A 17,942-nucleotide genomic window follows, 5' to 3' on the forward strand; every position below is an offset into this window, starting at 1 on the left:
TTACAAAATGGCTGCGCTCACCCCCACGATTTCATCGCTTCCTCGAGAGTTACAGGTCGCTCGGATTCGTGCGGCATGAAGTCCACAACGGTGTATCCACCATGCTGCGTGTGGGTATTGGCATACAAGCTGGCCAGCATTGCGGTGCCGTACTCGATCCGCATGCCGAAGTTGAGAGAGCCACGCTTGGCGCGGTAGCGGTTCCAACTTCGGAACTCGGCCAGGCTCACGCGTTCTTGGGCTTCCGCGACCGTGGCGCCGATCGAGATGGCGATTTCGTGCCAGAGCTCGTCGGTGTCGGTGAGCTCTTCGTCTTTCCCATCTGCGTTACCTCGCCGATGGCAGAGAGCAACACTTTGGACAGCTCGCTGTTCAGCTCACCACGCGCCGGATCAGCCTCACCGGTGATATCGCCCACGGTGAAAACCGGAGCGCCGGCTTCGTCGCAGATGCACGCAGCGATTCGCCCAGCCGCCCCGTCCAGCTTGCCCAACGACGAAAGCACGTCGCTGACAGCAGAGCGGTAGCCCAGAGGCCGAACAAAGACAGTGGCCTTCAGCTCGACGCCGTTCTGGACCCAAACGATTTCCTTCTCAACGGGGCGTCCGGTGAACGCCCCGTTCTCCATCAATGACTTGATACTCAGCTGCATATCGGCGCCTTAAACGTTGGTGGTTTTGCGAATCCAGGCGGAGCCGCCCGAACGCTGAATGGTTGCGGCCGTGGTTACCACGGTGTTGGCAGAGAAATCGAAAGGGAAGTCGGAGACATAGCCGTCGAACACATACCAGGTCCGGGTGCTCGGCAGAACGAAGTCGTCACTTTCAGCCAGTTCGGCGGTCGCCGTTGCACCGTTACCGGCGCCGCCGGTGAGCGCGACAGTTGGTGTCGAGGTGTAGCCGGAGCCAGGGTTGGTGATGTTGAAACCAGTCACCGAGCCACCGCTGATGGTTGCTGTTGCCGTAGCGCCGCTACCGCCGCCGCCAGTGATCGCCACGGTCGGAGCAGTCGTGTAGCCAGTGCCACCAGCTGTCAGGCTGATATCTGCCAGGGAACCTGCCACCGCAACCGTCGGCGCGATGCCGGTGCCGTCGGACCAGCCGACTGCCCAGTGGATGCTTTCGATGCTGTCGTCCTCGGACAGTTGGTGCAGGCGTACGTGGGAGGCGTTGCGAGGGTCCGCGTTCAGCGTCAACGAGGCCTGGCCAGGGGTACGCAGGCCGCGCATGTAGGTGCGCACCTTGCCGCTGAGGCAGGTGGTCTCGATTTGATCGGCAGGGTTGCCGCCAGGGCTGAACGCGGTAGCGCATTCAATCTCGAGGATTTCAAGCACCGCCGGGTTCGCAGCAGACGGCACGAGCGCGTAGATCTGGGTTCCTTGGGAAAGGATCGACATGGCGTTCTCCAAATGTCGGGCATAAAAAAACCCGCACAAGGCGGGCCGGGATTGGGGTTTTGCTATCTGGGTACAAGCCAGTCGATGTCGAAGCTCGACCGGTAGAGCTTTGTCGCACTGTCTTTCGTTTCGCCGCCCCATCGGGTGACGTTGGCTTTCAGCTCAATCGCGTGAGCGATCGCCGAAGTAGCAGATCTGGCTTCACTTGCCGTTGTGGCATACACATCGACCTGAAGCGTGTAACCGTCGATATCCGGACGACCCGAAAGGTAGTTATCTGGGGACCCGGTAAGGAGCTGCCATACCGCGTATGGCTTGGCTACGCCCTCGGGCGCCTCGCCGAACGGGTAGAGCCGTGTCGGCTGAATACCCAGTAGATCGGTGACCCCTGTGTCGGCGGCGCACACCGAAAAAATTGGTGCCGTATTCATCAACTCAGTCCTCGCACTTTCTGTGCACGGCGAATAGCCCGGTCGATGGCTTTTTCATACTGGCTCAAGAACTCATCGGTGACTGCGCTGATGTTGTCAGCAAGAGCGGTACGCATGAACGGCTGAGCACGCATTCGCTCCGTACCGAACTCCAGCAACCGCCAGTGCGGTGTCGGAGAGTTCTCAGCCTTGTTTCCGCCATCCTTGAGCACCGCGCCGTGCAGAACACCGATGCGAAACGCCAAATCGCCTGTGGCTCTGAATCGGCGACCATTCCAACGAACAGCGATGTTCTGTGCAATGGATCGGCCGGTCTCTTTGTCGTCGAGTCTGGCGGCGCCTTCACGGGCTTTTTCCGCAACAAGCTGCGCACCGCGGCGGAGCGCTGAACGGCCGCCTTTGCGTTTGACGTCATAGTTGACCGACTGGAGTTTTCCAAGAAGCGAGTCGATGCCGATCAGGCTGAACTCAATGCTTTCAGCCATCATTCACCCCCTTCGCCACCAGAATGGTGAGGTACTCCAGCCCCGACACGGGATCGGGCATCGGTTGACCCTGGATCTCGTACACGTCACCACGGTGGATGATGCGCATGCTAGGCAGCACGCCGGTGCGGTACCGTATCACGACTCGCCCCGAGGCCTCGGACTGTCCGGCCTGCGCCGCGATCAGATCGCGGGCGCTGAGCGGGGAAACCTCGGCAGGAACTTTCTCCCAGACTGCTTCCCAGCCGGGCAGCATCTCTCCCGACTCTGGGTCCTGAACCAGCCCAGGCTTCTGGAAGGTGACTCGATGACGCAATGATCCGGCTCTCACGGTGTCACCACTGGATCAGGTGGACCCGACCAGTTGCGCGACGACCACAGCAAAGACTCAACGGCCATCGGTACCTCCGCTGTGATAGTGCCAACCACGACCGCCTCCCGGTTTGCGTATGAATGGCCGATCAGCAGCAATAGCGCAGCCTTGAAGCTGGCCGGGAAATCCTCTACCTCGAGAAGCTTGGGGTTGTCGCAAAACCACAGTGCCCAGGACAGTGCTGACTCGGCATACAGGACTATGAGGTCGTCTTCGTCCTCATAGTCCAGACGCAAGTGCTTGCGAATCAGCTCGATGGGGAGCAGATCAGCAGCAGTAACGGTCATTTTTTGGCGGCCTTTTCCTTCGCCTTGGCTTCGGCGTCGGCTTTCGCCTTGGCTTCCGCGTCAGCTTTTTCCTTTTCAAGGGCTTCGGCTTTGGCTTTTTCTTCAGCTTCGGCCAATGCCTTGGCTTCGGCGTCGGCTTTCGCCTTGGCTTCCGCGTCATCATCGACATAAACGGCGAGGTTCATCCCCACCAGGGCTTCGGCAATATCGTCAGCAACCGGACGAACCTCGTGTTGATCGAAAGTGCCGCCATTGAAATGAGAGAACTGCTGAAGAGCACGGATCTTTTTCATCGGTCAAACAGGAGCAGTTTCCTGCTCCTGCCTCGCTGGTGATCAGGCTGCAGGCGTGAACGCGCCCTTGATGATCGCGGTTGGACGGTAGTGCGCCAGCGCCAGACGCTCTTCGCACAGGATAGTGAGCATGTTCTTCACGAAGTTGTCGCGATCTTCGCGGCTGACCTCCACGGTGGCATCCATGCGATCCCATACCTGGGATGCCAAGTCGAAGCCACCTACGGTGAAGGTGCCGAGCGTTTGGGCCTTGGTTGCCACAACTGGGAGGCCCCACATGACCTTAGCGGCGAAAGCAGCCGGTCCGCCGAAGATGTATCGGCCCTCGGCATCCTTGAGCAGCGCGATCGCGTGCCAGTCGCGCGGGTTCAAAATGATGCCGGAGGCTTCAAACTCGGACTCACTGGTCTGAAAGATTGCGTGAGCAATCTGGTCGGCACGGGTATCACCGGTGGCATTGAGCGCCGCGTCGTACGCGGTGGCCACCTGATTCAAACCGGTGAGGTTGTCGCCGGTGCCATCACCGTTCAGCAACTGGGCTTCTTCCACCAGCGCCAGGCCGAACAGCAAGCGGTTGTTGACGTAGGATTCAAGCATCGGCGCATCGTCCATTACCTGGCGAGAGGCCTGGATCCAGTGCGCAATGGTCTTCACGTTCGCGGTTTGCTTGGTGAAGGTCAGGTTCGACTCGGGCTTGAGGGTCCCCTCCGCCACCGGCGCGGCGCTGTTGGTGAACACGTTCTCACGCACGTATTCCAAGGAGTTGGAACTGATACGACCTTGGGCCAGGAGGTCGCGAATCGTCAGTCGGCGCAGCCCTGGCATCAGGATGCCGGGATTCACCTGCGGCTGAATCAACGCGCCGGCCGAGCCCGCCGTGCTACCCAGAACCTTGTCGAAGCTCTTCACATCAACTTTGCCGGACGATTTACCGTCCCAGCTTTTCTGCAGGTCTTCGGCTGTTCGGGCCGCGAAGCTCTTCTTGTTTTCCGGGTTGTCCAGGCTTCCACCGGCCAACTTCTGCTCCAAATCGAACAGGCGAGTGCCGGCGGTTTTCAGTTCTTCCTGAACATTGGTCAGCTCACCCTGAAGCTTTTTGCTGACCTCACCGGTGTCGGTGATTTCTTTTTTCTGCGCATCGAACAGTTCAGTCATGCGAGCCTGCGCGGTCTCGATGGCTTTCTGAATTTGTGCCAAGTCCATTATTGCTTCTCCAACGATGGGAATGTTTTCAAGCGCTCCAGGAGCGCGGCGATTTCTGACTGGTCGCCGCCTTCGGAATCGCTCCGAACCGCGGACTTGATGCGGGCGATGAACGCCTGCGCTTCGGACTTGGAAAGACCAGCTGAATCTCTCAGCCAATTTTCCGCATCGCGGATGCTTTCGATGGTGTCCATGCTCTTGAGCGTGGACACGGTGGCCAGCTCATTCGCTGGGAAAGTACAGATGCTGATCTCGTTGAGGCGGGAAACGCTTTTGAACGAGTAGCCGGTTTCAATCGGAGATACATCACCCTTCGCAGCACTGAACCCAACCGACATTCCACCCACGGTGCCGTGGATCATCGCGGCCTTCAGGGCATCAGACTGAGGATTTCCCGGCGTCAACTCACCCCGAACGTGCAGACCGGTGCTGTCCTCGGAAAGGTCCAGCCATTTGCCTACAGGGATTTCGTTGCGCCGGTGATTGAAGAACATCGCCACGCTACGCGACTGAGTTTTCAATGCCTGAGCAAAAGCCCCAGGCTCAATGATGTCTCCGTCACCATCGACAACACTGAACACACTCGCGTAACCCTCAAAAATGCCCTGGGCACCGTCTTTGGCGAACTTGATCGATGCCTGGTCGAAAGCCAGCGTTTTGCAAATACTCGGCATTTCAGCCTCCAGAAAAACTAAACCCCGCTGGGTGCGGGGTTCGTTTGGCCAAGTTGGGTAAGTGGGACATTCTGTGACTGGCGGGTTGCGACTTCGCCGCCCGGAACTGGGGGCCGATTGTTCACCCGTCTTCCTTCGTTGATCGTGAGAAGACCGGTGTCTACCAGGGTCTTCATGTAATTAGCCCGAGCAGTGGAATCACCGCTCAGCAGCCCGTCGCGATTGTGCTCGGCGTGCAACCGGCCGAGATCAGACGGCTTTACAAGCCACCGAAGAATGCAGCCCTCCCAGATCTCTAGGTAGGGGTCGAGTGCGTACTGAAGAAAACCCAGGTTCTGCTGCTCGATGCCCGAGCCCCAGCTTGTGGATTTTTCAACGTCGCCAACCAGGTGCGGCGGCACACCAAAGAACCGCGCAAGCTCGCTGACTTGAAACTTCCTCGCAGCCATTGTTTCTGCGTCTTGCGGGCTGACACCAATGGCCTGCGTCGTGAAGCCGCCTTCCAGAATCCACAGTCGCTTCTTGACCGGTCCTACGGAGATCTCCTTGAAGTTTTCCTCAACCTGCGCTCGCTGATCTTTGTTGAGGACCTTCCCCTCGCCAGTCATGAGCAGCTGCGGGGACTTCGCACCATTGGCATAGAAATCGCGCTGCTGATCCTCCATCGCCACCGCAACGCCGGCTGTCTTGGCCGCAAATGCGATCGGCGAGAGACCTACGAGTCCGTTGAAACCGAACCCTTTGAGGTGAAAAATTTCACTTTGTTTGAAGTCGGCGTATTCGTTGTCACGGCGGTACCGGTAGACAACTCGTTTCCCTTCGAGACGAACATCCATGTTGACCGACATGAGAGGAACGAGGCTGATCACGTCGCCGGCGCTGTTTCGCTCGATCAGGGCATAAGCGTTTCCGTAGTAGCAAAGCTGCATTGTCATCGCAACGCGGAAATCGAACGCGGTCATGAACTGGTTCGGGCTGTATCGCAACAAGCGAGCCAACGGGTTGTTGAGATCGACTTTTCTCCTGTCATCCCCAACGGTTTCGAATACGTCCAGCGGCATGCAGGCTGTCACGCTGGAAATCAGCCGCACGCAAGCGAAAACTGTCGAGATCTGCAGCGAGCGCTCGTCGTTCACAACCGAATCGCCCACGACTCCGGTCGCCGACACCGGCCCGGTCTGGCTCCCCTTCTCCGGAGTGACGAGCCGGCCGCCGACGAAGAAGCTCGCCATGCGCGCCCAGAAGGGGCTGCGGGTGCGCAGGTCAATGCTGTAGTCGGTGTCTGCCATTACATGCTCATCGGTCTGGAGAGGAAGTCGTCGACAGAGCCCTGGACATCCGCGTTCGCGAGGATTCGGCCTATCGTCATGATTAGCGCCACCGCGCCATCGATCTTGTTGTCGTCGCCCTGCTTGATTGGGCGCACCACATCATCATTGCCCGGCAGGTTTTTGCCGATCACGTTGCCGATACACCAGGTCATGATCGGGTTACCGTCATGATGAAACCGGCCGGCGGTGATGGCCGCTTCCAGTTCCTTCATGGGATCCGACATGTTGGTGTAGTTCTGCGTAATGGTGATCGGATTGAATCCCTCATCATCGAGGTCGTGGCTGAGGCCCGTTGCGCCATGGGGGTCAATTGGAGACTCCCGTAGCGGCGCGTGGTGATTGGCTTCCTTCGTGTCCTCGAGAATCTCGCGGTAGTCGATCTCGGCGCCGTCGGTGACTTCCAAATGCCCGGAGTTGATCCAGGCCTGGAACCGCTCCGACATGCGCTTGTTGTCGCTGTTGTAAACGGTGTCGTACGGAACCCAGAATTTGGGGCCGACGCTGTAGTAGTGGGTTTTGCCGTCGATGACGCGCCAGAAAAGGCGCGCCCGAGAGTTCATGTCCAGCTTTCGCGCCAGGTCGAAGCCCGCATTCCACTCCTGCCCCTCGAACTGCTCCAAGGTCAGTGTGGTGTCTTCGCAGGACTTCCAGTCTTCCATGTTGAAGAAACCGGACTTCGCACTCACCCACAGATTCAGGTGCTTCGTTTTAAAAGTGTTAGTGAAGCGCGCGGATCGAATCGCCCGGGCCTGCTGGCTCTCCAGATACTCCTGGAACACCGACACCCCGTGGTTCGGGTTAGCCTTGGCCAGCATCTTCGGATCAGTCCAATCGTCGCCCTCGTCGAGCGTCCAGATCCAGCCGAACAGCTCGTCATCAGGCACGGTGCCTTCGAGCATCTCGATCACCTGTCGCCGCTTGTCGTAGCACGGTCCCTCGATGTCGGCGCCGGCGGTGGTGATGATGAACATCAGCGGCTGCCGGCGAGCGCCCATGCCCGTCAACATGGTGTCGTACTGGGCTGACGTTGGGTGCTCGTGGTATTCGTCGACGATGGCACAGCTTGGTGAAGCGCCGTCGCCTGGGTTGCCGATCAGAGGTTCGAAGCGGCTGAAGTCAGACGGGATGTTCATGTTCGAGGCGTTGACCTCGATACCCGCCGCCTGCACCAACATCGGTGACTTGCTGACCATCAGCTTTGCTGGCCGGAATACTTCCCAAGCCTGCTTCTCGGTGGTCGCACCGGAGTACACCTCCGCACCGAACTCACCGTCGGCAACGAACATACTGATGCCCACACCGCCGGCCACCACTGACTTACCGTTCTTGCGCGGTACTTCCCAATAGCTTTCTCGAAATCGGCGGTGTCCGCCCTTCTTCTTTACCCAGCCAAATGTGACGGCCAAGCCGAATAGCTGCCATGGTTCAAGGGTGATCAGCTGACGCTTGAACGCCCATTCGCCTTTTGTATGCGGCAAGAGCTGGATCAGCTTGAGCTTCTTTTCGGCCTTGGCCGGATCGAACTTGAAGCGGTATCCACGCTTGCGGCTGGCGGCCAAGTCGTCGAAGTGACGCTGCACCGCCTGGTGAATGTAGCGGCAGGCCGGAACCTTTCCCCGGAGTAATGACCGACCCCACGCCATCGCCTTGTCGACGTTGTGGTGAGCAGACTTAGTCATTTAGGATCTCAGTAGTTGGGCGAATTCGTTGGTTTCTTTCTCCTTGTTGCCACCTATCAAACGAGTGCGACTGGCCGGATCAAGACCAAGCATCGAGCCGAACGTAACCATCTGGCGCATCGTTTCGTTGGCAGCGGTCAATGCCGGGTTCTTCATAGGCCCGCCCATGGCTCCAGCCACTACGATCCCATGCTCACGTACCGACTCCTGGGCCATTCGCCAGTTGTCATAAGCAACGCAGAACGCTTCGACGTTGTGCAGATCCGTTATCGCGACGACGTTTTCACGCAGCAACTCCGGCACAACCATCCGCCACATCTGGGCGGCTCTGTCGCTCAGCCACTCGGGCGGGTCGACGTTTGTGATTTTTGAAAACTCTGGCTCGGCCTTGTTGAGCGCTCGCTTGCCAGGATTTCCGGCGAGCATTTTTTTCGCCGTCGGCTTGGGTTTGCGACCACGGCCGGCGACCGTGGCGGTGCCTCCCATCGCGCAACTCCTGGATTTTTAATTTCGCGGGTGTAAAAAAACGATTGAGGGCGCGGTCTAGAAGCAAAAAGCCCTGAACTTTTGACCCTCCCCCTCCCGTCAGTGCGAATTCGTCTCATTTGAGCCGTTTTTCACTGTTTCCGCGTGGATTTTCTGTTTTCAGCGGCGCGCGTTGCCGAAACCGCCGTCTTCGGAGGCCGTCTTGGCCGAATGACATGGTCCACATAGGCTTTGCCAGTTGGTCTTGTCCCAGAACAACGTCATGTCATTCTTGTGGGGGATGATGTGGTCAACATCAGTAGCGACCACGACCAGTCCGCGCTCCGAGCAGTGGCGGCATAGCGGGTGCTTGGCCAGCCAACCCCTACGAGCCTGCTGCCACTTGTAGTTGTAGTGGCGCTTGGTGCTGCTCTCGCGGGGCTTGGCACGCGCCGTACTCTTGAGCAAGTGCGCGTGATCATCACAGTACCGAGGGTTGCGTGTGAGCGCGTTGCATCCCTGGGCATTGCATGGCTTCTTGGGCCTCAACGGCATGGTGAGCCATCCATATAGGTAAGAGGCTGAGCATCAGGATCTTCAGGCTCATCCTCAGCCATCGCCTGGATCAGCAGGTCGAGCCTCTGGGCTACCTGGCTCATTGACTGAGCGGTGCTCTCTTGAGCGACCACCAGCCTCTCCAGCAATGAGATCAACGGATCGCTCATATGCCACCTTGCTCCACTTCTTGATCCACTCGCGCCGGGCTGCGCATCCACTGCAAGCAGCCATTCAGTCCACCTGCACTATGCGGGCGACGTTTCCCCGTGCGCGCATGACCAGAACGGCGGCCAACCCATAAAAAGCCGTGTTGAACCACGACGCGTCAGCGAACTCACCCTCGATCACCATTCGCCCGACAAGACTCACGCATTGCATGCCGGTGACAGCGCACGCAGCCCAAGCAATCAGCGAGATAGAGAACTTGTAGCGTGAGTTTGGATATGGGCTGTAGCGCAACCCGATCATGGTGAAGATGACCGCACAGAGTGCGGCCTGAATGACAGCAGCCATTTAACTCTCCTTCCGTGCCCGGAGGCGGAAGAACCATTGCAGCCAGCGCGGCATCACGCCTGTGTGCATCCATTCAAGGATGCCGGTCGCGACTGCCACGCAAATCGCGCCACAGACGAACCCGCTGAATCCTGCTGTTTTGGTCCAGGTGAGCCCCAAGAGTTCGGCAGCGCCGAAATAACCGCCGATCCAGCCGGCGAAGAGATAACCAATGCGGCGCCAAGTTGGCATGGCATCCGCTGCTACGACGAAAAGGAACGCTCCGCCGAATGCTCCAACAAGTGCCGACAGGTCGATCTGAGGGAAAGCTGCACCCAAGCCGAGGCTGGCGACCACACCAGTTACAGCGAGTGCGCCAGTGCTCGGCTCAGCCATGTGCTGCTCCATAAAAAAACCCGCCATCAGGCGGGTTGTTTAGAAAGGCAAACTATTGTTTTCCCAGCGCCCTCATTGCGCGCTGAAATACATCCTCGAAAAACTCATTGAACACAGGTCCCTTGAACTCAGTTTCATCAAGACCTTGAACAGTGATTGCGAACAGATCCTCACCGAGCCCTGCGATTTGCAAATGAATAACGTAGGTTGGCGCTGGTACAGATTGCACCGACTCTCCGAATGTGATTCGTAAGGCAAACTGAATAGCTCGATCGTTGCGAGGAAGCTTTTCGATCGACCAATTTAAAAACTGATTTTTATCGTCATAGGACCCAATCGAAACAACCGGAGTGCCTGCCCCATTCAGCTGAACTTGCATCGCAGGATCAACACCAAGAAACGCGCTGAAATCGGATTGCAGGCCGCGCAAGGTTTGGTGCATTTGCGTCCAGTAGCGATGGTTGGCTCCAGTCGCCTCTTTATATGCTGCCTGCAACTGTTCGAATCTAGACATAGACATCCCTCTCCATTAATTCAGGTGAGGCAGATTGCCATACATGCCAGATAACAAAAAGCCCCGCTCGGTGGCGGGGCTTCGTATGTCGTATCTCATAACGCGCAAGATCGACATGATGGGATTAATTTACGGCCAAGTGGCCATCATGGTCAAGCTGCATCTACAAAGATTTGTTCACGGTCGAAAATCTCCGTGGCATGGATCACTGCGGCCTCTTCCAACTGTTCAAGCCGCTTATGGATTCCGGCGCGCCAGTTGCGGCGCGTGCGCTCCGGCGAGCCAGCCAGATCCCAGGTGTTCATGTCGTAGAACTCAGCGGGCAGCACAATCATGTCGGTCGAACGCTTGCCTACCTGAACGCCCTTGAGCTTCGGAATTGCCCACGCAGTGAGTGCCTTGTAAATGAACAGCTGGGGCGCTGGCGAGATCATCCGCGCAACCAGACGGCCAATGGCGGCGACCTTGTTTGCCTTGTGCGTCGAATATTTCGCAACCAGAACGTCCCACTGCGCCGGGTCAAGCTGACGGTGCAGCAGCGCATAAAGGCAGCAGTCGTAATCGAACTTGTCGCGCGGTGAAAGGGAGCTGCCATTTCCACCTTGACGCAGATCGGCATCGATCAACTTTTGCCAGGACTGCTTGGCGCTGTTGTCGATGCTGTCAGCAGCCAGCACGCGCACCAGGGTTCCCATCACGTCCTTATAGATACCCATGCTCAATCCCCCTTGATGGCCGAGCCACCTGGCCCGCGCGTGTTGGCTTGCTGGTACAGATCGGCCATGGTCAATGGATCCCGCGGCAACGTTGCGATGTGGCGCTCCTGGCGGATCAGCATGCCGAGCTGAACGACCAGGTCATCCACTGGCAGAGGCTCCAGCGTTTCGGCGTGCACCAGGCCGGACGCGTGGCAACCGATGCAGTCCAACTGATGAAACAAGCCCTTGACCAGCCCCTTCCCAGCACAGGATGGGCAGTCGGTGAGAGGGATCTGGCGACGCACAAAGGCGGGGCCATGCTGCTTTCTATCCATTTTTAAACCTCGCCTATGGTTGTTTCTTGAATGGCCTTGCAGGCCTTATGGTCTGTGGCTTGCAGCGGATTACCGGAATCTTCAAATCTAAAGCCGGTCAATCCGTGAATCGCTGCAAACCCTTTCTGATCTAAATGCGCATGCCACTGTTCGAGGGCATCACGCTTGCGGCTCATGACGTCCGACTGGATGTACACCTTCACGTTGTGCCCCATCGCGTGATTGATCAGCAGCTCGCCGATCAGGTGGTCAACACCAAGGTCTGCCCAGCCGGTGCGGGCTACCTTGCGCAGGTCGTGACTGGTCCACTCGCCCTGCCCCAACCGACGGAACACGGCGCAGCCCTGAGCCTCACCCAGCGCCTTGCCGTTGCGTGCAGGGAACAGGCACTGGCCCTCATAGCCTCGGGCGAACTGGCCTTCGCGGTACCGAGTCAGCAGCGTGCACACTTGCTCTGTCAGGGGAAGGTGGTGCTCGACGCCGGTCTTGGTGTTCTCGGCCGGAATGAACCACTCGCGCTCGGCCAGGCTGATATGCGACCAGCGCGCCATCCGGGTTTCGCCGATCCGCGTGCCGTGACACAGCATCATCAGCGCGAGCATTGAATCCAGTGGCGCAGCGGGCATGACATCGGCCAACTGTTGCAGCAGGCCTTCCAGTTGAACGCCGCGCAGACGGGAAGGCTTGATGCCGACCTTCGCCTTGGAAAAATCGTTGAACCGGATCGCCGCCATCGGGTTGGAGGTGATCATGCCCAGCCTGGCCGCCTGCCGGAACGCCAGGGCCAGTAGCTGGAACCCCGAACGCACGTAGTCGATGGAAACCGTCTCCTGCAGCGGCCACATCAACAAGGTGTCGAGCGCAGCCTTATCGATGCCGATCAGCGGCAGTTCGCCGAGGCGCGGTTTCAGGTGGCACTTGATGATCGAGGCACCGGTGTTCTTGCGCTTGGTCGACAGATTGCGATCGCGCGACATGCGATCCGCGAACCAGTCCAGCAGTTCGCCGACGGTGTCCCACTTCGAAAGGCTTGCGCCTTCGCCGGCGGCCAGACGCAGACGAATCGCCGGGAGCGCGGCGACGACCTGCTTGTGAGTCAGCTCGGGGAATGTACCGATCGGATTCCACTTACCCTTCAGCACCAGGTACCACGACCCACCGGTGCGGGCCTTGTTGAAGCGCAGGTACAGGCCTTTGTTTTCGAGATCTCGCACGTCCTGCACGGTGCCGGCCGCTTGGCGCTTGATCTCGGCTTCGGTGATCTTCACCGCCGCGGTACTCACGCGGCCACCACTGTGGGAGCGAGCCGAAGGTAGGCGCGGATTTGCTCCATCGCGTCGAAGTGCCCACGGCACACGATGGCCAGATAGCCCTGCTCGTTCAGTTTGCGCAGGCGCTCTTGCTGGCTGGCCGACACAGCGGCATCGTTCGGCGGAGTGGCCTTGAACTCGATGTACAGACCGAAGTAACCGCCGCGCGCCATGCTCAGCACCAAGTCGGGAATGCCGGCCTTCACGCCCTGGGCTTTAAGCTTGGCCGCGACAGCCTTCACCCGGTGCCCACCGTTCGGGACGTGGTAGATGAGATCAAACACGGCCGGGTAGCACAGCTCAAGCTCACGCATCAGCGCGGCCTGTTCCTGCCCTTCCCGGTCAACTTGTGGCGCCCGGGGTGCTCGCTGCTTGAACAGCCTCGGCGTGAATGGCTTCATCTGCGCTCACCCCGCACGACGCGTGCACGCCGGGCGAGCCGGCGAATACCCCAGAGGCAGCCGCCGGACGCGACCAGCATGCCGCCGATGTACAACTGCACCAGAATGCTTTCCAGATAAGCGATCATGCGGCCCCCTTCACGGTAAGAATTCCGGCCCGGATCAGGCCTTCATGTGTTTCGGCGATGGCGCGCGGCATGTCGGACCAATCGACCTCGCCGGCGGCGCGGCCGTCGATGACGTCGTGACAGGCGCTGCAGGCGTACACCGCGACCGTGTCGAAACCCTTCATGCCCATGCCTTTTTGCCCGCATGGCAGATGCGCGAGGACCGTGGTTTCCGGGTCGTGATTGCAGGTGCCCGGCATACGGACGGTGCAGTCCTGGCCTCGGGCCGAGTTGCGCAGCTTCTTCGAGGTCACTCGCATACCGGCTTCCCCGTGACTACATCGATCACTTCGAACGTGCCCGGCCACATCCACGATCCGTAGCGTTTGGCCATGGCCTGGTCGGCGAACAGCGCCAGTGCGTGATCAGGTGGCGAACTCAAGTCAACCTTGAACGAGCAGCAGAACACGGCCCAGCGGTAGGTTTCGATCTCAGGGACAGCGAGGCGGCGATCAGACATGGCGGGCAGCCCCCGATCGCATGGCACGTAACTCGGCGAGTGCTCTATTTCCGATCTCAGGAGTACGGCGGCCTTCAGCTCGCTCCGGCAAAGCCAAGGGCATCTTCTGCAAAGGCAGACCCTCGATCAGACGCCGAACGGTGATGGTGTAATTGCGCTCGAACAGCTTGAGGCTGAGCGAGGCTTCAAGCTTGTTCAGACTCTCGAAACCGCACTCTTTCGCCGTGTGCCAAACCGCGTCGTGGCTCCAGCGAGCTCGGCCAGCCATGCAGGGATGGGCGTTGCGGCATGCTTCGCGATGCGCAGCCTCAAGCGTTGGCAGTCCAAGCATCTCGGCAGTCGGTGTGCACCAACCGATGAACACCCCGGGCGCTGGGATAAAATCCCGACCTGACTGCCGAGCCCCCATCAAACCGAACTGCAGCTGATCGAGACTACGCAGCCCTGCCTCCAGAAAAGCTTGAAGCCACTCCTTTTTTGACGCCTTGTAGGCCGCAATGTCCGGCCAGGCCTGTTTCCAAGCCGGGAAGATCGCTCGTAACTGGCGGAACAAGCTGTTGATCACAATGGCGGTTTCGCGATTGATCTCTGCCTGAATTTCTTGGGGTAGCGGCTGCTCCTTGGCGATGTACTGGCCCGAATGAACCTTCGCCCAAAGACCGGTCGTGACGACTGCAACGGTCTTCATTGGCCCGCTCCCTGCTCATTCCAGCCAGTGTCGTCATCGTCGAACTCTTGAGACGCTTGGCGCGGCGCGAACTGCTTGACGTTGGATGTTCTGTTCAGATCATTGCGTACCCACTTGACCAGCATGCTGACCCATTCGGCCTCGGTGTTGATCTGGCCCTTCGGCTCGTAATAACCAGTGAACGCATTCAAAACCTCGTCGGTGAACAGCTCCAACGGGACAGCCTGGTGCAGCGCATAGGTTTTCAAAATCTTCGCGTCTGGCTTCCAGCCGAGGGTCATTTCGTTGGGCATGCGAGGGTCAACCGACTCACGCGCAGAGAGAGGTTCTTTATTCTTCTCTAAATCTTCTTTAGGTAACGCTGCGCTAACGTTCGCAGCGTTACCTTTTGCGTTAGCGGATTTGTGGTTTGCAACTCGCTTGGCGGTTAGAAGCCTGTTTTTAGCGGTCTTACCGTTGTGGCGCTCGAAATGAGGAAGGCTGATTACACCATCCACTTCAATCATCCATCCGACCAATTTCATGTGGTCACAGAAGTCGGTAACGCCAACCAAGCGGTCGAGTAACTTTTTGCTAACGCTCGGAGCGTTACCGTTCTCGGTTTGTTGGTCGAACCAGCCCCAGACGCGCATCAACTTGCCGACTACAGCGTCCGGATCGATATTGGCGAAGTCTGCGATCTGGCAGACCTCTGGCTTATCAAGGGTGGTGAGTTCGAATTTGATCCAGTCGCCGGCCATTACACGCGCCCCTTCAGTTGAGACTGTGCCCACAACCCAGCAACCCACTCGACGCCCTTGGGCGTAAACCGGGCCTGGCTGAAGGCGTGTCCGTTTGATTCGCTGGTACCGGTCTTCACTTCGAAGCGGCCGGCCACTTGATGCTGTTGATATGGGCTCAGCACGCCGCCGAGGTAGTACATGACGCCCTTGTCCAGCAGCATCTGCCGGAAATGGCGCTCATTGGCATTCAGAAGTTTGGCTACCTGGCGAAAGCTCATTGAGCCGGCGGCCTGCACGTACTGATCGACAAACGCTGCCTTGGGCGCCGCGGCTGCCAAAGCCCGAGTAGCAGCCTGCTGGAGTTCGAATTGCTCTGCCCAGGCGCGGGCCGCAGCAGCGGGATTGGAGAAGTCAGGAAGTGCAGCGATAACGCGAGGACCTTCAAGCTCCTTGAGCTTTTGAAGAACCGATCGGCGAACCGCCTTCGACTCGCGCATACCAACCAACATGCACTGATCAAGCGTCAGGTCGTAGCTGGCCATGTCGACGTGACTCTGGGGGTGTGCAACAAATTTGCACTCCCCCAGCTCGTCGCCAAGTTCGTCCTGTACACGGATGATGAACTGGTCATTTCTGACTCTTGGTTCACCGGCCTGGATGCGGGCTTCGTTAACCATGTCGCGCAAATTGATGCTTGAGATGGTTCGCGACACTTTTTCATGATCCTGAAAATGTGTCGCGACACAACCGGTATTGTCCCGTTGAGTTTGAGAGTGCATAATCAGCTCCACTTGTTTTGCCGCTGTTGAAAAAGCCGACCTCGTACGTCGGCTTTTTTGTGTCTGAAATTCAGGCTGACTTAACTGACTGCTTGAAGACTTCCAGGCTCAGGATCACCTCTTCGGCCTCCTTCAATAGGGCTGCCTTCTCAACAGAGCAAACACGCCCATCAGCCTGCGCATCGAAAGCAAGGCGAGTGACATCAGCAAGGTCGGCATGCAGTCGCAGCAGCGCGGCGTTGAGGTTGATTCCTTCCGGTCTTTCCTTCGGAACCAAATCGAATCCGAACGTGGCGGCCCATGCCTTCAGCGGACGGAAGTCCTGAGTGAACTTCATGATCCGATGCAGTTCCTCAACGTTCATACGATGCGTGTCGTAATCAGGATTGGCTTTTTGCGAAAGAAGCGTCCTTGACTTGAAGTCAGCACCTTCAGCAATTTTCTTGGTCCCGTGGTCGTCGACCACTTCGTAGATAGCCCGCATTAAATCCTGCATGTAACACCTCTGTTTTTCTTACGTGGCGCGTCGCCACCAGCCGTATCAGAATGTTTCGACTAGCCGGCGATCATGCTGCAGAGCAGTAGAGATCGGGTCGTAAGTCTTGCCGCAGAACGCCAGTAGCCTTCTCGATCATTACCGCTCTGCAGGCAGGGACACCTCTCACCTTCCAGTGCGAAACGGTCATGGGTGTCACGCCTAGTAGCTTCGCCAATGCTTTTGCCGAGCCGGCCGCGAGAATTGCGCGTTCGAGAGCTGTGAGATTCATAAACAAACCGCCGATGGCGAGTAAACATTCGTCAACGATACGTTTATTTAATAAACACCGCAAGCCGAGTAAACTTTCTGTTTATGGAAAACACACATTCAGGCGAACGCCTTAGGCAATTGGCTAACGACCGAGGCTTACGGCCCAAGCAGTTAGCTGAAACTCTGGGCATCAGTGCTCAGGTCTTGAATAACTGGTTCAACCGGGGCATACCGTTATCTGCCCTCTCTCTGGTCACGGCCCTCTTTTGGGTTGAGCGCAACTGGCTTCAATACGGTATCGGTGAGGCGGACACACCCGGTTCACCTTGGAAGAAGGGCAATAACGAGGAAGGAGATCCTCATCCAGGCATTGTTGAGCTGAGTGTTTGGGATGACGGAACACCGCTCGATGATGATGAGGTCTATGTGCCGTTCCTAAAGGAAGTGGAGCTCTCAGCTGGACAGGGAGTTACGGCGGTCGAGCCTTCTCATCGAAAGAAGATTCGATTCGGAAAGGCGACCCTGAGAAGGCAAAACGTCCAGCCGGACGAGGCTGTATGTGTGACTGTGTCCGGAAACAGCATGGAACCCGTGCTGCCGCATGGCTCTACGGTAGGCATCAATACAGGTGCCACCGCGGTTGTGGACGGAAAAATGTACGCGATCAATCACGGGGGCCAGCTCAGGGTGAAAACGCTTTATCGCCTACCAGGTGGAGGAATCCGAATGCGCAGCTTCAATCGGGACGACCATCCGGACGAGGAATACAGCGCTGAGCAGATGGTGGCCAACGAAATACGGATTCTCGGGAAAGTTTTTTGGTCTTCTGCCTTATGGTGATTTGAGAGAAAGGTGAAACCGGCTTAGGCCGGTTTTTTTTCGTCTTGCGAACGTTAGTAAACAAAAATAAACAAGATCTGTTGACTGCATCGTAAACACGTTGTTTACTGTGAGCACGCCTCGTAAACAGGCCTCGCTCTTTAACAGTCAGGAATCTTCGCGGATCGATCCCCGGCAACGGGCACAGCGCGAAACACAAATTTCGATCTCCATGCCA

Annotated in this window: 31 protein-coding genes; 1 reads left to right on the plus strand and 30 read right to left on the minus strand. The window is 58.0% G+C overall.

Translation table 11 applies throughout. From position 1 onward, the window contains the following. Positions 1–17: 17 nt before the first annotated feature. The 30 genes from F2P67_RS09420 to F2P67_RS09560 form a co-directional block, all read right to left on the minus strand. Positions 18–230, minus strand: a complete 213-nt coding sequence (locus tag F2P67_RS09420; protein WP_166219720.1) for a phage tail assembly protein T — start codon at positions 228–230, stop codon at positions 18–20. Further along, positions 227–652: a phage tail assembly chaperone family protein, TAC gene (locus F2P67_RS09425; protein ID WP_166219722.1), complete on the minus strand. Its 426-nt coding sequence runs from the start codon at positions 650–652 to the stop codon at positions 227–229. The genes F2P67_RS09420 and F2P67_RS09425 overlap by 4 nt, the downstream gene beginning before the upstream one ends. Before the next feature lie 9 nt (positions 653–661). Continuing rightward, positions 662–1,537, minus strand: coding sequence for a phage tail tube protein (locus F2P67_RS28075; protein ID WP_425511020.1), 876 nt, complete (start codon positions 1,535–1,537; stop codon positions 662–664). Next, positions 1,459–1,827, minus strand: coding sequence for a DUF3168 domain-containing protein (locus F2P67_RS09435; RefSeq protein WP_166219726.1), 369 nt, complete (start codon positions 1,825–1,827; stop codon positions 1,459–1,461). The genes F2P67_RS28075 and F2P67_RS09435 overlap by 79 nt, the downstream gene beginning before the upstream one ends. Beyond that, positions 1,827–2,312 (minus strand): HK97-gp10 family putative phage morphogenesis protein, encoded by a 486-nt coding sequence (locus tag F2P67_RS09440; protein WP_166219728.1) that lies wholly within the window; start codon positions 2,310–2,312, stop codon positions 1,827–1,829. The genes F2P67_RS09435 and F2P67_RS09440 overlap by 1 nt, the downstream gene beginning before the upstream one ends. Further along, complete coding sequence (locus F2P67_RS09445) at positions 2,305–2,643, minus strand: phage head closure protein (protein WP_166219730.1); 339 nt, start codon at positions 2,641–2,643, stop codon at positions 2,305–2,307. Before F2P67_RS09445 ends, F2P67_RS09440 begins: the two co-directional genes overlap by 8 nt. Beyond that, positions 2,640–2,972 (minus strand): head-tail connector protein, encoded by a 333-nt coding sequence (locus F2P67_RS09450; protein WP_166219732.1) that lies wholly within the window; start codon positions 2,970–2,972, stop codon positions 2,640–2,642. The genes F2P67_RS09445 and F2P67_RS09450 overlap by 4 nt, the downstream gene beginning before the upstream one ends. After that, on the minus strand, positions 2,969–3,265 hold the full coding sequence (locus F2P67_RS27640; RefSeq protein ID WP_178120917.1) for a hypothetical protein: 297 nt from the start codon (positions 3,263–3,265) through the stop codon (positions 2,969–2,971). Before F2P67_RS27640 ends, F2P67_RS09450 begins: the two co-directional genes overlap by 4 nt. Before the next feature lie 42 nt (positions 3,266–3,307). Further along, positions 3,308–4,468, minus strand: a complete 1,161-nt coding sequence (locus F2P67_RS09460) for a phage major capsid protein (RefSeq protein ID WP_218583244.1) — start codon at positions 4,466–4,468, stop codon at positions 3,308–3,310. Beyond that, positions 4,468–5,142 (minus strand): HK97 family phage prohead protease, encoded by a 675-nt coding sequence (locus F2P67_RS09465; protein ID WP_071171805.1) that lies wholly within the window; start codon positions 5,140–5,142, stop codon positions 4,468–4,470. The genes F2P67_RS09460 and F2P67_RS09465 overlap by 1 nt, the downstream gene beginning before the upstream one ends. A gap of 17 nt (positions 5,143–5,159) precedes the next feature. Next, complete coding sequence (locus F2P67_RS09470) at positions 5,160–6,431, minus strand: phage portal protein (RefSeq protein WP_166219734.1); 1,272 nt, start codon at positions 6,429–6,431, stop codon at positions 5,160–5,162. Continuing rightward, positions 6,431–8,152: a terminase large subunit gene (locus F2P67_RS09475; RefSeq protein ID WP_166219736.1), complete on the minus strand. Its 1,722-nt coding sequence runs from the start codon at positions 8,150–8,152 to the stop codon at positions 6,431–6,433. The genes F2P67_RS09470 and F2P67_RS09475 overlap by 1 nt, the downstream gene beginning before the upstream one ends. Further along, the gene (locus tag F2P67_RS09480; protein ID WP_166219738.1) at positions 8,153–8,638 is read right to left on the minus strand and encodes a phage terminase small subunit P27 family; all 486 of its coding nucleotides are present in this window, start codon (positions 8,636–8,638) and stop codon (positions 8,153–8,155) included. A gap of 159 nt (positions 8,639–8,797) precedes the next feature. Beyond that, on the minus strand, positions 8,798–9,085 hold the full coding sequence (locus F2P67_RS09485; protein WP_246226483.1) for an HNH endonuclease signature motif containing protein: 288 nt from the start codon (positions 9,083–9,085) through the stop codon (positions 8,798–8,800). Between the two features lie 77 nt (positions 9,086–9,162). Then, positions 9,163–9,342 carry a hypothetical protein gene (locus F2P67_RS09490; protein ID WP_160039124.1) on the minus strand — a complete coding sequence of 60 codons (180 nt, stop codon included), beginning with the start codon at positions 9,340–9,342 and terminating at the stop codon, positions 9,163–9,165. A gap of 64 nt (positions 9,343–9,406) precedes the next feature. Beyond that, positions 9,407–9,688 (minus strand): phage holin family protein, encoded by a 282-nt coding sequence (locus F2P67_RS09495; protein WP_166219742.1) that lies wholly within the window; start codon positions 9,686–9,688, stop codon positions 9,407–9,409. After that, positions 9,689–10,063, minus strand: a complete 375-nt coding sequence (locus tag F2P67_RS09500; RefSeq protein WP_122507141.1) for a putative holin — start codon at positions 10,061–10,063, stop codon at positions 9,689–9,691. It lies immediately after the preceding gene. A 52-nt stretch (positions 10,064–10,115) separates the two neighbouring features. After that, complete coding sequence (locus F2P67_RS09505) at positions 10,116–10,577, minus strand: hypothetical protein (protein WP_166219744.1); 462 nt, start codon at positions 10,575–10,577, stop codon at positions 10,116–10,118. A gap of 152 nt (positions 10,578–10,729) precedes the next feature. Next, positions 10,730–11,293 carry a hypothetical protein gene (locus tag F2P67_RS09510; RefSeq protein WP_166219746.1) on the minus strand — a complete coding sequence of 188 codons (564 nt, stop codon included), beginning with the start codon at positions 11,291–11,293 and terminating at the stop codon, positions 10,730–10,732. Between the two features lie 2 nt (positions 11,294–11,295). After that, positions 11,296–11,517: a hypothetical protein gene (locus F2P67_RS09515; RefSeq protein WP_166219747.1), complete on the minus strand. Its 222-nt coding sequence runs from the start codon at positions 11,515–11,517 to the stop codon at positions 11,296–11,298. 95 nt (positions 11,518–11,612) lie between these two features. Beyond that, complete coding sequence (locus F2P67_RS09520) at positions 11,613–12,893, minus strand: tyrosine-type recombinase/integrase (protein ID WP_166219748.1); 1,281 nt, start codon at positions 12,891–12,893, stop codon at positions 11,613–11,615. Beyond that, on the minus strand, positions 12,890–13,321 hold the full coding sequence (locus tag F2P67_RS09525; protein WP_166219749.1) for a VRR-NUC domain-containing protein: 432 nt from the start codon (positions 13,319–13,321) through the stop codon (positions 12,890–12,892). Before F2P67_RS09525 ends, F2P67_RS09520 begins: the two co-directional genes overlap by 4 nt. Beyond that, on the minus strand, positions 13,318–13,449 hold the full coding sequence (locus F2P67_RS27915) for a hypothetical protein (protein ID WP_281355882.1): 132 nt from the start codon (positions 13,447–13,449) through the stop codon (positions 13,318–13,320). The genes F2P67_RS09525 and F2P67_RS27915 overlap by 4 nt, the downstream gene beginning before the upstream one ends. Then, entirely contained in the window at positions 13,446–13,748 is a 303-nt protein-coding gene (locus F2P67_RS09530) for a nuclease domain-containing protein (RefSeq protein ID WP_166219750.1), read from the minus strand. Before F2P67_RS09530 ends, F2P67_RS27915 begins: the two co-directional genes overlap by 4 nt. Then, complete coding sequence (locus F2P67_RS09535) at positions 13,739–13,948, minus strand: hypothetical protein (protein WP_166219751.1); 210 nt, start codon at positions 13,946–13,948, stop codon at positions 13,739–13,741. The genes F2P67_RS09530 and F2P67_RS09535 overlap by 10 nt, the downstream gene beginning before the upstream one ends. After that, positions 13,941–14,636, minus strand: a complete 696-nt coding sequence (locus tag F2P67_RS09540) for a replication protein P (RefSeq protein ID WP_166219752.1) — start codon at positions 14,634–14,636, stop codon at positions 13,941–13,943. The genes F2P67_RS09535 and F2P67_RS09540 overlap by 8 nt, the downstream gene beginning before the upstream one ends. Further along, entirely contained in the window at positions 14,633–15,376 is a 744-nt protein-coding gene (locus F2P67_RS09545; protein ID WP_166219753.1) for a DnaT-like ssDNA-binding domain-containing protein, read from the minus strand. Before F2P67_RS09545 ends, F2P67_RS09540 begins: the two co-directional genes overlap by 4 nt. Beyond that, a complete protein-coding gene (locus F2P67_RS09550) occupies positions 15,376–16,137 on the minus strand; it encodes a phage antirepressor KilAC domain-containing protein (protein WP_166219754.1) in 762 nt (253 codons plus the stop codon). The genes F2P67_RS09545 and F2P67_RS09550 overlap by 1 nt, the downstream gene beginning before the upstream one ends. 70 nt (positions 16,138–16,207) lie before the next feature. Continuing rightward, on the minus strand, positions 16,208–16,633 hold the full coding sequence (locus F2P67_RS09555; RefSeq protein WP_166219755.1) for a phage regulatory CII family protein: 426 nt from the start codon (positions 16,631–16,633) through the stop codon (positions 16,208–16,210). A 70-nt stretch (positions 16,634–16,703) separates the two neighbouring features. Continuing rightward, the gene (locus F2P67_RS09560) at positions 16,704–16,904 is read right to left on the minus strand and encodes a transcriptional regulator (RefSeq protein ID WP_166219756.1); all 201 of its coding nucleotides are present in this window, start codon (positions 16,902–16,904) and stop codon (positions 16,704–16,706) included. A gap of 185 nt (positions 16,905–17,089) precedes the next feature. Here F2P67_RS09560 and F2P67_RS27920 point away from each other — a divergent pair, with 185 nt between their 5' ends. Continuing rightward, the gene (locus F2P67_RS27920; protein WP_343045151.1) at positions 17,090–17,725 is read left to right on the plus strand and encodes a S24 family peptidase; all 636 of its coding nucleotides are present in this window, start codon (positions 17,090–17,092) and stop codon (positions 17,723–17,725) included. Positions 17,726–17,942: the final 217 nt, after the last annotated feature.

Origin of the sequence: Pseudomonas atagonensis (genome assembly GCF_011369485.1) — a bacterium.
Lineage (GTDB): Bacteria > Pseudomonadota > Gammaproteobacteria > Pseudomonadales > Pseudomonadaceae > Aquipseudomonas > Aquipseudomonas atagonensis.